Here is a 16,334-nt window from a genome sequence, read left to right as displayed (position 1 = left end):
TAATTATTCGTATTTGAATGGGTTAATGTTAATCGTTGTCGGTTTCGCTTCGATTTTCCATTGATTTTGCTCAGCAGCAGCATTCAATAAGGCTGCCATTTTCTTAGCGAAGACAACTTCCGTATAATGTCCTACGTCTACCGTCATCAATGGCAATTGTTCACATGCTTGGGCTGCATGATAAGTAATATCCCCCGTTAAATAGACATCTGCTTCTAATTTAGCTGCTAAATGTGCATAACTAGAGCCAGCACCACCGATTAAGGCAATGCGTTGATACATCGCTTTCGGTGTCGTTTCAATAACTGGAAATTGCGTGCGTCCGTATGTTGTCTTCAATAATTCTAACAAGGAATCACGACTTACAGGTTGTGGCAACTCTCCAATACGACCAAGTCCTGGATTGTCATGGTCTTCTGGTCGCTCTAATGGACGAATATTTTCTAAACCTAATTCTTCACATAACCAATCATTCATACCATTCCACTGAATATCATGGTTGGTGTGCATTGCAAAGACTTTAATATCATGCTTAATTAATTTCGCATACACTCGCGTTTGAGCGTCGGATAAATCAAAGCGTTTGATGCCATGAAATAAAATAGGGTGATGCACAATAATGGTATCAATGCCTTGTTCAATTGCTTCATCTACCACAGCATCTCGCACATCTAAAGTCGTTAAAATTCGTTTGACTGGTGCTTGTGGATTTCCAAAATGTAATCCGACTTGATCCCAATCTTCTGCCAAATGTGGTGGATATAAATCATTCAAATAATCAATCAATATTTGAAATGTTATAGTTGTCATGGTTACTTCCTTTCTTTATACGTCCTGTTGAGTTAACTTACTTACGACTTAGCACTTGTTCAATTGCTTCGATTTGTTCACGAATAGCTTGTGCTTTCTCGTGAGTTGCATCTACTGTTTTTTCTAATTGCTGACGAACATTTTGCAGCACTGCTAATTCACTTTGCCATTTATCAAAGAAAGCAGACGTTGGTTGTTGCAAATTATATGGCCCAAATTGAAGTGCCTCTCTTGATAATGGGGCAACAGCCTGTTCAACTTTCCTTGCCACAATAATTTCATATTGACGCTGATTGTCAGTGACGACTGTTTCAGTTAACAATTCAAATTGATGCTGATTGAGCCATTGACGCAATTGAAAACTTGCCATATTTGGCTGCAAAACAACTAGAATACCTGGTGTTAATAATGTTTCATTTTTAGCTAAAATATCACGGATTAAAGAACCACCCATGCCACAAATACTGATAGCATTGAGTTTATCTTCTGATGTGACAACTGCCAGTCCGTCCCCTTTGCGTACGGAAATAATATCCGTTAATTGACGTATTGCTACTTCCGTCTTAGCTGATTGAAATGGCCCGTCAACTACTTCGCCTGCAATCGCAAATTCTAAATGATTATTTAATCCTAAATAACAAGGCAAATACGCATGGTCACTGCCAATATCTGCTAAACGCAGTGGCTCGTTTGCATACTCGATTAAATAGTCGGCAACACGTGCCAAGCGTGTCGATAATTTTTCTGAATTCATATTGATTTCTCCTAATGGATTCTGTCGTTTGAATATCCGACATCATAGTGAATTTCAAACATATAAAGTTATTGTATCAAATTTAATTAACTATGTGTTAGAATTTTGTGAAAAACTTGTGGTGAAATCAAAAAAAGACACACTCACATGAGCATGCCTTGGAATAAATTCAAACTAGAATTAAGCTTTAACCACATTCGCAGCTTGAGGTCCACGAGCGCCTTCTTCAACTTCGAAAGAAACTGCTTGTCCCTCTTCTAAAGTTTTGTAACCGTCGCCTTGGATTGCTGAAAAATGAACGAACACATCTGCTGCTCCTTCTCTTTCAATAAATCCGAAACCTTTTTCTGAATTAAACCATTTTACTGTACCTTGTTCCATTAACGATGAACTCCTTTGTGCTTTCGCACGTATATATTTATTTCTGCGATTGGTTAAAAACGTTATATTGCTATTGACTCTTCTTCCGTTACAAAAATATGTTATCATCATAACATACATAATGCCCCATTACAAGCGTTTCCGATTTTTATTTCCAAGTCTGCCTTTTTTAAAATAAAAAATCGGCAGTAATCGTTCATAAAACCATTACTGCCAATACCATACATCATCTAACGCTCCATTTGCTGGTACTTTTCTTCAATCGCTTGACGCACAATCGGTGGTACCATATCACTAATATCCCCTTTAAAATACGCAATTTCTTTAATCAAACTCGAACTCAAATAACGATATTCTTCATTCGCATACATTAAAATCGTTTCTAGGTCCTCATATTGTTTGCGATTAATAATCGAAATATTGCTTTCATATTCAAAATCAAGGGCATTACGCACCCCACGAATTAAGGCAGACGCATTTTTTTCTTGATAATACGTTGCGACCAGTCCGTCTGAAAAAGATTCAACCGTAACATTTGGTAAATCCTTGACCACTGCTTGAACTAAGGCAACCTTTTCTTCCGGTGCAAACAATGCCTTTTTACTCGTATTAACAGCCACTAAAACAATCAATTCATCAAATAATTGACTGCTACGTTCAATTAAATCCAAATGCCCATAAGTTAATGGGTCAAAACTACCTGGAAAGATTCCAATACGTTTTTTCATCTGCTAACACCTCACATCTTAATCATTCAATGTATCATCATACTGATACAAGTGTATATGCGTACTACCATAAGTTTTAAATTTTGCCTTATACCAATTGAGTAGTTGTTCCGGCAATACTGTCGTATCATCAGTTTCACACAAAATAATCGTGTCTTCTGTTATAAGTTGATGTTGTACCAACCACTCAATATCTTCTTCAATCATCTGCTTTTTATACGGTGGGTCAATCAGCACTAAATCAAAGCTAATCGCATTTAATTGGGCTAATTGTTGTCGATTATTCCCTGCCAACACCGTAAAACGCTCGGATTCCTTTGTCATCGCAATATTTTCGGCAATTACTTTTAATGCTGGACGATACTGCTCACAAATATACGCTTCGTCCATACCTCGTGATACAGCTTCAATCGCTAAGCCACCTGTACCACCATATAAATCCAATACCTTACCCCCGTCAAAAAAGCCACCTAACATACTAAACAGACTTTCTTTAATTTTATCGGTTGTCGGACGTGTATTATTACCCGGTACTGCTTTTAAGGGTCGACTTCCATACTTTCCTGCTACTACTCTCATTTATCTGAATCCTTTTCATGCAATGTCGAAACTAATGACTGAATGAAGTTCAGCTCTTGCTTATCGTCTTCATGATGATTTTCATGGTCTTTGTCCTTACGATTTGGAATCGCATCTTTCCAAGTCATATCAATGTCATCACGATAACTTTTCTCTACTTTTTGTACGAAATGCAAGCGACGTAATTTTTTCATTGTTTCTTCTTCATCTGCTTGATTGATATATAAAATAACATAACGCATGCGTTTACTAACAAATTGCACATGCCCAAATTTACGAATATGTTTTAACTGCTTCAATGTATAGAGCCATACAACTAATGCCGTACGTTCCATTAAATTAAATTCTATCGTAGTCTTTTCCATTACTATCACTTCCATTCATTTCATCGTCTGCTAAACGCTCTTGAATAATCATTGCTTGAATAATACCAATTGTTGCCATACTAATCATCATACTCGTCCCACCGGAACTGATAAATGGCAATGTGACACCTGTAAGTGGAATCACACTGAGTACCCCACCGATATTTACCATTGATTGAACAACAAACATAATCGACAAACCAAAAATCACATTTTTACGGAAAGTATCCTTACATGCCATCGCTTGTTTAAATAAATATAAGTATACTACCAATAAAAAGATTAAAAATACCAGAATTTTGACAAAACCTAGTTCTTCCGTCATAATCGCAAAAATAAAGTCATTTTGACCTTCTGGCAAGCTCAACTGTTTTGTAATTCCTTGTCCAATTCCTTTACCAAACCAACCACCACGACTGATAGCAATAAGCGATTGTATCAATTGAAACCCTTTATTCAATGGGTCAATAAACGGATTGGTAAAAATCCCAAGTCGCACTAAAAAGTGGCTATCACGATTTATCCAATTAGGTGCAAAGGTACTCGCAATCCATAAAAAAACAGCATATGCACCGGCACCTATAGAATAAAGTGTGATATTTTGCTTTAAAGTCAATTTATTAATCGTCCAATTCGCAGCTAATGCAATCGCAATTAACAAAATCATTCCATAATCCGGCATCATTCTCATAAACAAAAAACCAGCTAAAATTAAACCAATCGAAATAATCCCTTGATTTTGGCTTAACAACTGTTTAGGATTTTTAATTTTAGTTTTGACATTCCATTTTTCTTTGGTAGTTTTGACACTCAATTCTTCTTTTTGAAAGCTCAAATGCCAAGCGACTAATACTGCTACTGCTGCCTTATACAACTCGGCAGGCTGGAAATTAATCCCAAAATGATTGAACCAGTTACTCGCACCACCGACAACTTCCCCAAACAAAGCCGTATATAGTAATAATCCGTCAAGAGCTAGCACTACTACTTGAATCAATGTTAGATTGTGATACCATTTATGCGGTACTAACATCATCGCCAACATCAGAGCTGAACCAATCGAAACCCCTTGCAATTGTCGGCTAACATAAGAAAACGGAACTGCTCGACCACCTGTTCCACCACCAGCATACATTGTCGCACTAAAGACAAAAATCATACCGATAATAATTAATAAATACATAAAAATAAAAATTAATAAATCTGTCGCTTGTAATTTTTGTTTTAGCAATTTCCATATCGATTGTTTTGGCATCATATTTTTTTCTGTCATTTGTCAGATGCCTCCTTTATTTTTTATTCCATTCATTCAACTAAAGTTAATATCCGTACCAATTATAGCATAGATAGCGTCTTTGTGGTAATTTTTGTCAATCCGATTAGATTCTACTTGATAATCATTTTAACAATCGTTAAACTAGTACAAGTAATATAAATTTAGATTGGGTAGTCAACATATGACCCCATAGTGTGACAACGAGTGTCTTGAAATGAATCACTCTGGCGTGCGAGTATCGCACAGAAGGGACTTCTGAAGTGGACGTCATTTCAGCGAGTTGGAACTAGAATAGGAGATTATTGATTATTATGCAAGAAACACAAAAACAAAGTTGGTTCATTCGTTTCATTAAAGGAATGTTTATTGGTTCAGGATTTATTATTCCTGGTGTTAGTGGTGGTGCTTTTGCTGCTATCTTTGGAATGTACGAGCGTATCATCTTATTTTTATCCAATATCACTAAAAACTTTAAAGAAAATGTCTTATTCTTTATTCCAGTTGGCTTTGGTGCATTAGCTGGTATTGTCTTATTATCATTTGGTGTCAGCTTTGTGCTCGAAAACTATGAAACTATTGTTCGTTGGTTCTTTGTCGGTTGTATCATCGGAACTGCTCCGTCACTATGGCAAGAAACTGGTAAAAAAGGTCGTCAAACACTCGATTGGATTGTACTCGTTATCTCCATTATTGCTGGTTTAATTCTATTATTATTTGGACAACAATTATTTCAAGGTCAATTACAAGGCAATTTCATCACTTGGTTCATTTCGGGAGCTTTGATTGCTTTAGGTATTTTAATTCCAGGACTAAGTCCGTCCAACTTTATTTTATACATGGGACTCTATCAACAAATGTCAGACGGTTTTAAAACATTAGATTTAAGTGTCCTAATTCCAATTGGTTTAGGTGGATTGACAACGGTTATCTTATTATCTAAATTAATTGCCTATATCTTCAAACATTATTATAGCTTATTTTTCCACTTTATTTTTGGGATTGTCATTGCATCAACTGTCGTAATCATCCCAACAAATTATACAAATTTTGGAATTATTCAATATGTATGGTGTGTTATTAGCTGTATAGCTGGAACCTTATTAGGACTCTATATGGCAAAATTAGAAGAACAATATAAATAAAAGAGAGCGTCGTCGCTCTCTTTTTATTTATATTATTAACGTGGTTCCATTTTAATTTCTAAGTATAAATCATTAAATTGAATTAACTTTTCTTGTCCCAAGTCTTGATACACTTCAAGGTGTTCAATCGTTTCATCACTCGGATAAAAAGCCTCATCTTCTGTAATTTCAGGGTCTAATAATGGAATTGCAGATTTATTTGGTGTCGTGTACCCAATATATTCTGCATTTTTAGCTGCAACATCAGGTCGCATTAAAAAGTTAATTAAAGCATGTGCCCCCTCAATATTACGTGCAATTTTTGGAATTACCAAATTATCAAACCACATATTGGAGCCCTCTGACGGAACAACATAAACTAGATTTTCATTATGCTCCATTGCCATTGCTGCTTCACCAGTATATGTAATTGCGATTGGTGCTTCACCTTGAGCGATATACATTTTAATTTCATCAACTGCCAGTGCCATGACATTTGGCATCAATGCTTTCATTTTAGCTGTCGCAACCATTAATGCCGTATCATCTGTTTCATTTAATGAGAACCCTAAAGATTGCAAGCCAATTCCCATTACTTCCCTAGCACTATCAATCAGTAAAATTTTATTGCGATATTCTTCATTCCACAAATCATCCCAATGCTCAATTTTTCCGTCAATCATTTCCGGATTGTAGAGAATCCCTAAAGTACCCCAAAAGTAAGGAATAGAGTAGCGATTTTTTGGATCGAACGCTAAATCTTTAAAGCGAGAATCAATATGTTCGAAGTTTGGTAATAAACTATAATCAAGTGGTCGTAATAAATCCGACTTAATCATGCTTTGCACCATATATTCACTCGGCACTAATAAATCATAGGTCGTTCCACCTTGCTCTACTTTCGTTACCATGGCCTCATTTGAATCATACGTTTCATAGATGACACGATAGCCTGTTTCCTCTTCAAATTGTTTCAATAAGTCAGGATCAATATAATCACCAAAATTATAGAAAACAACCGTTTTATCATTGTTTAAGCCTGCATTCGATTCAAGTTGAAAACGCACAAAGAACAGTAAAGCCACCGTAGCTAATAAAGCTACTATCGAATTGATTAATCGTTTCATCTACACTGCCCCTTTCTCTTTACGTCGTTGCTCATTTACTTGAATGAAATAATATCCCACTACTAAAATGAGTGCCAGTAAGAACATTAGGGTGCTCAATGCATTAATTTCTAAACTAATCCCTCTACGAGCACGTGAGTAAACTTCTACTGCAAGGGTACTAAACCCATTCCCTGCTAAGAAGAACGTTACAGCGAAATCATCCAATGAGTAAGTGAATGCCATAAAGAAACCAGCAAAAATACCACTCGTAATGCTTGGTAAAATAATGTTACGAATCGTTTGACCATGTGTCGCACCTAAATCTTGTGCTGCTGTAATCATTGTTGGATTCATCTCATATAATCGTGGTAAAACCATTAATACAACAATTGGGATATTGAAAGCAATATGAGCTAATAAAACTGTCATAAAGCCCATTTTAATTTTAATAAACAATGTAAACAAAATTAAAAAGCTAGCTCCCATCATAACGTCTGGTGTTACCATTAACACATTATTCAAATTCAATAATAATTGACGATGACGTTTTTGTCTTGCATAGTAGATTGCGATAGCACCAAATGTCCCAATAATCGTTGCAAATAATGCTGATAAAATCGCCACAATAAAGGTATTGATAATAAAAGTCATTAATCGTGTATCAGCAAATAAAGTTTGGTAATGTTCTAATGTAAATCCAGAAAAACCACTCATATTACCACCGGCATTAAATGAATAAAACATCAAGTAAAAAATCGGTGCATATAAGACAACAAACATCAATACTAAATAAATATTTTGCCATTTAATTGTTTTTTTATTCACCAAGCGCTCCCCCTTTATCATGTCTTTCACGTGTCATATACATGACAATGAGCATCGCAATCAATAATATTACCCCAATAGCTGAACCCATTCCTTGATTTCGTGTGACAAGAAAATGTTGCTCTACGGCAGTACCGAGTGTAATCACTCGATTTCCACCAATTAAACGTGTCAACATAAAGAGTGATAGAGACGGAATAAAGACTGCCTGCACACCACTGCGTACACCACGTAATGATAAAGGAAACACAATATTTTTAACCGTTACCCATGGTGTTGCCCCTAAGTCATTACTCGCTTCAATTAAACTGTTTGGAATTTCTTCAATCGAGTTGAAGATTGGTAATAACATAAATGGTAATTCAATATAAGCTGCTACAATTAAAAACGCAACATTGGTAAAAAGTAATTGATGTCGACCAAAACCAAAATTGATTAGCCATTGATTAATCGGCCCTGTTTTACTTAGCAATCCGATAAATGCATAAGTTTTCAATAATAAGTTAATCCATGTTGGCAAAATAATTAACATTAGCCATAATTGTTTATTTTTTGTACTTGATAAAAAGTACGCCATTGGATAGGCTAGCAAAAATGTTACCAGTGTCACTAAAAAAGCATAGAACACTGAAGATACTGCCATACGAATATAGTTACCTGATGTAAAGAAATTAATATAATTATCAAAGGTAAACTGATTATTAATATTGAAAAACGAGCGAAAAAACAACAATAGAATTGGTGTAATAACAAATAACGCAATCCACAAGTAATATGGAATCGCCAATAAATGATTTTTTCGTTGGTTCAACTGTCTACCCCCTAATCTTCGTATTGCTCTAAACGTGCATCAAATTCTTCTTCAGATTCATTGAAACGCATAACGTGAATATCATGTGGCTCAAAATTCAAACCAATTGTAGCACCTGTTTCCACTTTATCCGTTGTATGAATCATCCATTCATTTCCTGCTTCATCATAAGCGATAATTTCATTGAAAACCCCTCTGAATAGCATCGTATCAACGTGGGCTACTAATTTACCTTTGTCCGGTGTCGTCACGTCAATATCTTCTGGACGTATTACAACTTCAACAGCTTCACCACTCGGAATACCAGCGTCCTCACATTCAAACTCTTTTCCAACAAATGATACTTTGTAATCTTCAATCATACGAGCACTAATGATATTACTTTCACCGATGAAATCAGCAACATAGCGATTGATTGGCTCATCATAAATATCGACTGGTGAACCTGATTGCACAATTTCACCCTTGTCCATTACAAAAATCCAATCACTCATCGCCAATGCTTCTTCTTGGTCATGCGTTACAAACACGAAAGTGATATTCAATCGACGTTGTAACTCACGCAATTCATATTGCATATCTGTTCTTAATTTTAAATCCAATGCTGATAAAGGCTCATCAAGCAATAACACGTCTGGTTCATTCACTAAAGCACGAGCAATGGCAACCCTTTGTCGTTGCCCACCCGACATTTCACTAATATCACGTTTTTCATATCCTTCTAAACGAACCATTTTTAGCACTTCTTTTACCTTTGCTTCAATAGTCGATTTATCCATTTTTTTAATGGATAAGCCAAACGCAATATTATCAAATACATTCATATGCGGGAATAAAGCATAATCTTGAAAGACAGTATTGACTTTACGTTGATTCGCTGGTACATTCGTAACTTCTTTTCCGTCAAGAAATACTTTACCACTTGATACTTTGCTAAATCCTGCGATAATCCGTAAAATAGTTGTTTTACCACAACCAGAAGGGCCTAATAAAGTATAAAATTTCCCTTTTTCTAATTCCATATCAATTGTTTTTAACACTTGATTTTCATCGTAAGACTTTGTAACCCCTTCTAAAACCACACTAAAGTTATTTTGCATTGCTCTCTCCTATCTCAATTTTTTATTGAAAAAATTTTTATAGCAAAAACCACCAGTCTTACCAGTGGTTTTTTAAGCCTAATTTATTAACGATGTCTTTTACGGAAGAATGGTGGTGTATCCAACTCATCTTCTTCTACAACTTCTGCCTTTCGTTTTGTATCTTGGTCATTGCGTTGAAATGTTCTTGCCGGTACTTCACTGGATACATCACGAGTATTTTGTTCACGTTTAATATCCCAGTTGCTGAATAAGTCACGTTCTTCTTGACGACGTGGTGCACTTTCATAAGACGGTGCTGGAGCACTCATCGGTGCATCATTTGATGAAGTATGCGGGTTAGACGCAAATGGTGAACGTGGTTGACGATTATTCATTTTGTTACGTTCATTTTTTTCTTGGTCAATTCCAGTTGCGATAACAGTAACGATAACTTCATCACCTAGATTATCATTGATTGATGTACCGAAGATAATGTTAACATCACCAGAGGATGCATTCGCCACAATTTCACTCGCATCTTGTGCTTCAAATAAGCTCAAGTCTGAACCACCTGTAATATTTAATAAAATTTGTTCTGCACCGTCAATTGATACTTCCAATAATGGTGAAGAAATAGCTTTTTTCGTTGCTTCAGCTGTACGATTTTCACCACTTGCTACCCCGATACCCATTAAAGCTGTACCTTGGTCTTTCATAACAGTCTTAACATCTGCAAAGTCCAAGTTAACATAGCCAGGTGCTGTAATTAAATCAGAGATACCTTGTACCCCTTGACGTAATACATTATCTGCTTCGCTAAATGCTTCCAACATCGGTGTTTTACGGTCAACCACTTCCATTAAGCGATTATTTGAAATAATAACCAATGTATCTACATTTTCTTTTAAATTTTTCAAACCTTCAGCAGCAAAGCGTCCACGTTTAGGACCTTCAAATGTAAATGGACGTGTAACTACCCCTACTGTTAAAGCTCCTAAATCTTTAGCAATTTTCGCTACGATTGGTGCTGCACCTGTTCCAGTACCACCACCCATACCAGCAGTAACAAAGACTAAGTCTGCACCCTGTAATGCTTGACGAATTTGCTCTTCACTTTCTTCTGCAGCTTTCTGACCAATTTCTGGTAATGAACCTGCACCTAATCCTTTAGTAACTTTTGGTCCCAATTGGATTTTATGTTCTGCACTTGAACCAGCCAATGCTTGTGTATCAGTGTTAGCTACAATAAATTCAACGCCTTGAACTTTTTCTACAATCATTCGGTTGACTGCGTTCCCACCAGCACCACCAACACCAATTACTTTAATTACTGCACCTGTTTGGTTCATTGTTGAGTCAAATGATAATTCCATTAATGTTTCCTCCTTGTCACACTATGTTTATTCCGGCTCGTTCGGGTTGGCTTGACGTCCACTTCAAAAAATCCCTCTGTGCGTTCATCGCACTCCGGTATTTTTCTCCAGTGATTCAAGCCAGAACACCCTCTCTCACACTATGTTTATTCCGGTTCCAATGAGCTGAAATGACATCCACTTCAAAAGTCTTCTCTGTGCGTTCCTCGCACGCCAACGACTTTCTCCAGTGATTCATTTCATAACGCTCATTGTCACACTATGTTTAATCAAAAAATGTATTGAAGAATGATTTTATTTTAGAGCCTAGTGAGCCGTCTTGTACTTCTTCGTAATAATCATTGTCCTGATTATCATCGTACTCATAATTGCTATATGATTCATCATATTGATGATAATCAGCTTCATTTGGACGACTAGTTTCTTGCCGTATCGGCTGTTGTGCTCGTTGACGATCCATTTTACGTGCACCACCGGTACTTGTTGGATAGTAATCAGCACTTGCATCATGGTTTGGCATCGATGCTTGTGGTGTACGTGCTTGTCCTGCTCGATATGTACCTTGAGCGATACGATGTACATCGTCCAAGCCAGCTACATACTCAATCATTCCCATGCTCGTCGTAAACACTGGATTACGCATTCCCATTTGTTCAGGGATATAAATGCGTACCTTGCTACCAAAATATTTTTGTGCTAAATCTAAGACACCTGGTAAGGACGCTGCACCACCAGTTAAAACAAAACCACCTGGTAAATCCAGTGCATCAACAGCACCTAAATCTTCTTGAATTGTCTCAAAAATTTGTGATAGACGTGCTTCAATAATTTCTGCTAAATAACGCTCATCTACACGGACAGGTTCTTTTTTACCAACCGTTTCTACTGGGAAATATTCTTCATCTGAAGTTTGGCTTGCGATAGCAAAACCATACTCACGTTTAATGCGTTCAGCACTTTCAAGCGATGTATTCAAAATAATCGAAATATCCTTCGTTACAAAATCGCCACCCTCTTGGTCGACGAAAGAATATTTTAATTGATTATCATAAATAATTGATGCAGATGTTTGTCCACCACCCATATCAATAATCACCGTACCAAATTCACGTTCATCTTGAGAAAGTGCCACTTCTGCGATTGCCTGTGGTTGCAAGACTAATTCTTTAATTTCAAGACCCGCTTTTTCAACACAACGCTTAATATTATGAATAATCGTACGTGGCCCTGTTAAAAGTGTCGCATATAATTCTAAACGCACACCAATCATTCCACGTGGATCACGAATACCAGTAAAGCCGTCTACAATAAATTCTTCCGGAATAACGGAAATAATTTCACGCTCTGGTGCAACTGAACGTACCTTAGCTGCTGTAATCACATTATCCACATCACGATTAGTAATTTCACGGTTTTCACTTGAAACAGCAATCATTCCATGGCATGATTCTAATCCTAGTTTATTACTTGGAATGCCCACTGAAACTTCTTTAATTTGAACATTCGCCTTTTGTTGTGCTTGTGCAACAGCTTGTTGAATTGAATAAACCGTTTCATCAATATCGACAATGACACCACGGCTTAGACCTCTCGATTTTTCGTTTCCTACTCCAATAATATTAATTTGTCCATTAATATATTCAGCCACAACTACCTTAATCGATGTGGTACCAATATCCAAACTCACAAACCTTTCATGATTTCTCATTCAAAAGTAACCCCCTCTTTTATTTTTCGCTGTTATAATAGGAGTTTTCTACTATAAGTTCTCCACAATTTTAACACAAAAAAGAAATCATTTGAAGAAAAATCATCAAATGACCTAGTAAAATATTTTTAATTATCTAAATTATTATCTAACTTAATACTATTAGCATTCGCTACTTCTGGTGTGAAGTAAGCTCCTACTTCTAAATTGATTAAACCAGCTTGATTTCCAACTAACTGACGCATCTTAGGATATTTATTAATTTTTTCTGCCAAGGTAGAATTAATGGCTTTAACCAACATTCCGTCTTTCATCATTAAGGTTAACCCATTCGGTTTATTCAAATCTGTTGACATACGCACAACTGCGATATTTTCCAATACTTCGGCATTAATATTTTTAAGTGCACGTGCCGTTGCCACTAATTTCCCTTGTTGTGATACTTGGTCGATTAATGGAACTTTTTGCCAATCACTTTTAACTTGAGTAGCATTTAACTCAACATCTAATAAATCCCCATTTTCAAGTAAAGGAAAATAGCGTGTGCCGTCTTGTACAATGGCTACTATTTGATGTTCGTTCACCACCATATCCAATTGTTTCCAACTATTTCGCTGAAAAACGATGTTCGATACAATCGGATTAGCTTGAACGATTTGTTCTTCGATACTCTCTCGATTCGCTATCACTTCTTTGACGGAATCCAATGAACGAATACCTGATGCCGCTACTACTTCATTCGCATGAGCGAAACGTGTATTTCCTACCACTAGATGATTGACCTTATTGAATGGCAGTAATTGCCAGCCACATAGCCACATGACCATAAACAGTATCGCCGTCACCGAAAATAATTCAGCTCGCCCTTTAGGTAAGCCTTTTGTCCAATTGATTTTTTGCCTTTGAACAGGTTGCAAATGCGTAAGATTTCTCGGTCGTGGCCTACGATTAGACGGAGAACCTTGACGATGATTCTGTATATTATTCACTTTCTTTTGTTCGACAATCAAATCATCTTCAAATATATTCGGCATCGCCATGCTCCTTTCTAAAAAATCGTAAAATTAAACAGTTTACTTATTCAATTTTAACACATGCTCCGTAAAGAGTGCACCACGTTCTTCATAATTTTTAAATTGGTCCCAACTCGCACAACTAGGTGAAAATAAAACCACTTGACCTGCTTGTGCTTTTTCCACTGCTTGCTCGGTCGCCATTACTAAATCATCACAAAGTACAACTGTTTGAACATTTGCAGTATCAAAAGCACGTTTCATTTTTTCTTTCGATTCACCGTATAAATAGGCTGCTTGAACATATTTTAAGTAAGGGATTAATTCATCAAATTCATTACCACGATCTAAACCACCACCGATATAAATGAGTGGTTGTTCAAAACTTTTTAGTGCCGTAATGGTTGCTTGTGTATTCGTGGCTTTTGAATCATTAAAATAACTCACTCCATTGAACGTACCCAATGGTTGAATACGGTAGGGAACTCCATAATAAGTACGCACCGCTGCTTTAATCGTGTCATTCGATAAATTCAATAACTTCGCAATCGCAACAGCAACCAGTACATTTTCAATATTATGTTCGCCTGGAATTTGAATATCCGATTGATTTAATACGACTTCTTTTTTAAAAAAGATAATTCCATTTTCAAAATACGCACCATTCTCACGAATCGTATCATTCAAATTATTTATCGCAAACGGTATTTTTTGAGCTTTACTTACTGCAATCCCTTTAACAATTTCAGCTGAATGAGCATTATAGACTAAAAAGTCTTCTTCCGTTTGATTGCGTACTAAATTCAACTTAGCGTCAACATAGTCTTCTTTAGTACCATGATAGTCTAAATGAGCTGAAAAGATATTTGTCATCGCTGCAATATGGGGTTTGAATTGCTCTGTTCCCATTAATTGAAAACTCGATAATTCCATGACGACCACATCATCTGCTTTCACTTCTGGTAACACCGATAAAGTCGGAATCCCAATATTTCCAGCTAAATGAACAGTAACTGGGCTTGATTGAATAATATAATGAACCAAACTGGTAGTTGTGGTCTTACCATTACTTCCAGTAATCCCCACTAATACACCTGGATTCGCCCACGCAAACAATTCAACGTCCGTATAAATCGGAATTGTTAATAATTGTGCCTTTTCTAAAAGCGGATTGGAATAAGGAATCCCTGGATTCTTGACAATAAAATCAACCGTTTCATCGACTAATGATAATGGGTGCTCGCCACCAATAACCGTTGCACCTTGCTCGATAAATGCTTGAATACTCGCATCTTCCATAAGATTACTACGATCATTAATCGTCACTTTCGCACCGGCTTTTAATAAATATTCTGCCACGCTCTTTCCAGTCATTGCATAACCAAGTACCAAAACATTTTTATCTTTTAATGCACTATATTCCATTTTATCAATGCCTCCACCTAAAAGATTGCACTATATAATACTGCTGCAATCAAACCAACTAGCCAAAATACATTTACAACTTTCGTTTCAGACCAACCACTCATTTCAAAATGATGATGAATTGGACTCATTTTGAACAGTCGCTTGCCAGTCGTTTTAAATGACCATACTTGTAAAATAACACTCGCTGTTTCGATAACGAATACAATACCGATAATCAGTAAACTCCAAGGATTGTTGAGCAAAATTGAAATGACTGCCAATCCAGCACCTAAAGCAAGCGAACCAACATCACCCATAAAGATTTTAGCTGGCTTTTTATTATAAATAAGGAAACCTAATAAAGCACCGACAACCGTTAAACAAACTAAAGCAATTGTCGTATTATTTTCATGAAAAGCGATAGCAGCATAAGCACTATAAGCGATAATACTAAGCCCAGTAGCCAAACCGTCTAAACCGTCAGTTAAATTCACAGCATTTGAAAATCCAGTAATCCAAAAGAACGAGAATGCAATTAAGATAATCGGATTGTTAATTTGTGCAATAAAAACCGGAATCGTAATCACCACATTATTGAACACTCCAATTAATATAATGCAACCGGAAAAAATTAATTGCAAAATAAATTTCTGTTTTGCTGTCAATCCTTCATTTTGCTTTTTAAAAATACTAATAAAATCATCGACAAAGCCAATGCCTCCGAATAATAAAAAGGTTAATAAAATCATCCAAGTTGTGCCATTTAATAATTTCATCAACCAAGCCGTAATCAATAAAGTCACCAATATCGCAAAGACGAATACCGTTCCCCCCATTGTTGGTGTACCAGTTTTCACTTCGTGCCAACTTGGCCCTTCTTCTCTTGTCGTTTGTCCAATCTTTTTGTAATTAAAGTATCCGATGAAAAATGGCATCAAGGATACCGTAATCGCAAAACTGACGGATAATGGTAATACTAATTCCAATCTAAT

General features: G+C 36.3%; 17 protein-coding genes. 1 reads left to right on the top strand and 16 read right to left on the bottom strand.

The features are described from left to right. Nucleotides 1–3 precede the first annotated feature (3 nt). The 7 genes from JDW14_03625 to JDW14_03595 all read right to left on the bottom strand — a co-directional run bounded on the left by JDW14_03625 (nt 4) and on the right by JDW14_03595 (nt 4,890). Nucleotides 4–810 carry a Nif3-like dinuclear metal center hexameric protein gene (locus tag JDW14_03625; GenBank protein QQD66203.1) on the bottom strand — a complete coding sequence of 269 codons (807 nt, stop codon included), beginning with the start codon at nt 808–810 and terminating at the stop codon, nt 4–6. A 37-nt stretch (nt 811–847) separates the two neighbouring features. Further along, nucleotides 848–1,564 (bottom strand): tRNA (adenine(22)-N(1))-methyltransferase TrmK, encoded by a 717-nt coding sequence (locus tag JDW14_03620; protein ID QQD66202.1) that lies wholly within the window; start codon nt 1,562–1,564, stop codon nt 848–850. A gap of 180 nt (nt 1,565–1,744) precedes the next feature. After that, nucleotides 1,745–1,945, bottom strand: a complete 201-nt coding sequence (locus JDW14_03615) for a cold-shock protein (GenBank protein QQD66201.1) — start codon at nt 1,943–1,945, stop codon at nt 1,745–1,747. 230 nt (nt 1,946–2,175) lie between these two features. Then, nucleotides 2,176–2,673: a pantetheine-phosphate adenylyltransferase gene (gene coaD, locus JDW14_03610; protein QQD66200.1), complete on the bottom strand. Its 498-nt coding sequence runs from the start codon at nt 2,671–2,673 to the stop codon at nt 2,176–2,178. 18 nt (nt 2,674–2,691) lie between these two features. After that, complete coding sequence (rsmD, locus tag JDW14_03605; protein QQD66199.1) at nt 2,692–3,252, bottom strand: 16S rRNA (guanine(966)-N(2))-methyltransferase RsmD; 561 nt, start codon at nt 3,250–3,252, stop codon at nt 2,692–2,694. After that, nucleotides 3,249–3,617: a YlbG family protein gene (locus JDW14_03600; GenBank protein ID QQD66198.1), complete on the bottom strand. Its 369-nt coding sequence runs from the start codon at nt 3,615–3,617 to the stop codon at nt 3,249–3,251. The genes rsmD and JDW14_03600 overlap by 4 nt, the downstream gene beginning before the upstream one ends. Beyond that, the gene (locus JDW14_03595; GenBank protein ID QQD66197.1) at nt 3,592–4,890 is read right to left on the bottom strand and encodes an FtsW/RodA/SpoVE family cell cycle protein; all 1,299 of its coding nucleotides are present in this window, start codon (nt 4,888–4,890) and stop codon (nt 3,592–3,594) included. The genes JDW14_03600 and JDW14_03595 overlap by 26 nt, the downstream gene beginning before the upstream one ends. 314 nt (nt 4,891–5,204) lie before the next feature. On the opposite strand from JDW14_03595, the gene JDW14_03590 reads away from it, so the two are divergent. Further along, on the top strand, nt 5,205–6,035 hold the full coding sequence (locus JDW14_03590) for a DUF368 domain-containing protein (protein QQD66196.1): 831 nt from the start codon (nt 5,205–5,207) through the stop codon (nt 6,033–6,035). A 35-nt stretch (nt 6,036–6,070) separates the two neighbouring features. Here the strand turns inward: JDW14_03590 and JDW14_03585 are convergent, their stop codons facing one another. From JDW14_03585 to JDW14_03545, 9 genes are all read right to left on the bottom strand, one after another. Next, on the bottom strand, nt 6,071–7,141 hold the full coding sequence (locus JDW14_03585; GenBank protein ID QQD66195.1) for an ABC transporter substrate-binding protein: 1,071 nt from the start codon (nt 7,139–7,141) through the stop codon (nt 6,071–6,073). Then, entirely contained in the window at nt 7,142–7,969 is an 828-nt protein-coding gene (locus JDW14_03580) for an ABC transporter permease (GenBank protein QQD66194.1), read from the bottom strand. Next, complete coding sequence (locus JDW14_03575) at nt 7,941–8,759, bottom strand: ABC transporter permease (GenBank protein ID QQD66193.1); 819 nt, start codon at nt 8,757–8,759, stop codon at nt 7,941–7,943. Before JDW14_03575 ends, JDW14_03580 begins: the two co-directional genes overlap by 29 nt. Before the next feature lie 11 nt (nt 8,760–8,770). After that, nucleotides 8,771–9,859: an ABC transporter ATP-binding protein gene (locus tag JDW14_03570; GenBank protein ID QQD66192.1), complete on the bottom strand. Its 1,089-nt coding sequence runs from the start codon at nt 9,857–9,859 to the stop codon at nt 8,771–8,773. A gap of 86 nt (nt 9,860–9,945) precedes the next feature. Further along, complete coding sequence (gene ftsZ / locus JDW14_03565) at nt 9,946–11,214, bottom strand: cell division protein FtsZ (GenBank protein ID QQD66191.1); 1,269 nt, start codon at nt 11,212–11,214, stop codon at nt 9,946–9,948. Nucleotides 11,215–11,479: 265 nt separating this feature from the next. Continuing rightward, entirely contained in the window at nt 11,480–12,922 is a 1,443-nt protein-coding gene (gene ftsA, locus JDW14_03560) for a cell division protein FtsA (GenBank protein ID QQD66190.1), read from the bottom strand. Nucleotides 12,923–13,050: 128 nt separating this feature from the next. Beyond that, a complete protein-coding gene (locus JDW14_03555; GenBank protein QQD66189.1) occupies nt 13,051–13,956 on the bottom strand; it encodes a cell division protein FtsQ/DivIB in 906 nt (301 codons plus the stop codon). Between the two features lie 39 nt (nt 13,957–13,995). Further along, nucleotides 13,996–15,360: a UDP-N-acetylmuramoyl-L-alanine--D-glutamate ligase gene (locus JDW14_03550; protein ID QQD66188.1), complete on the bottom strand. Its 1,365-nt coding sequence runs from the start codon at nt 15,358–15,360 to the stop codon at nt 13,996–13,998. 17 nt (nt 15,361–15,377) lie between these two features. Beyond that, nucleotides 15,378–16,328, bottom strand: coding sequence for a phospho-N-acetylmuramoyl-pentapeptide-transferase (locus JDW14_03545; GenBank protein QQD66187.1), 951 nt, complete (start codon nt 16,326–16,328; stop codon nt 15,378–15,380). Nucleotides 16,329–16,334: the final 6 nt, after the last annotated feature.

This window comes from Aerococcaceae bacterium zg-252 (genome assembly GCA_016237705.1).
GTDB classification, from domain to species: domain Bacteria; phylum Bacillota; class Bacilli; order Lactobacillales; family Aerococcaceae; genus Globicatella; species Globicatella yangjingiae.
The sequence above is the reverse complement of the archived record's forward strand: the minus strand, read 5'-3'. Positions and strand labels throughout refer to the sequence as shown.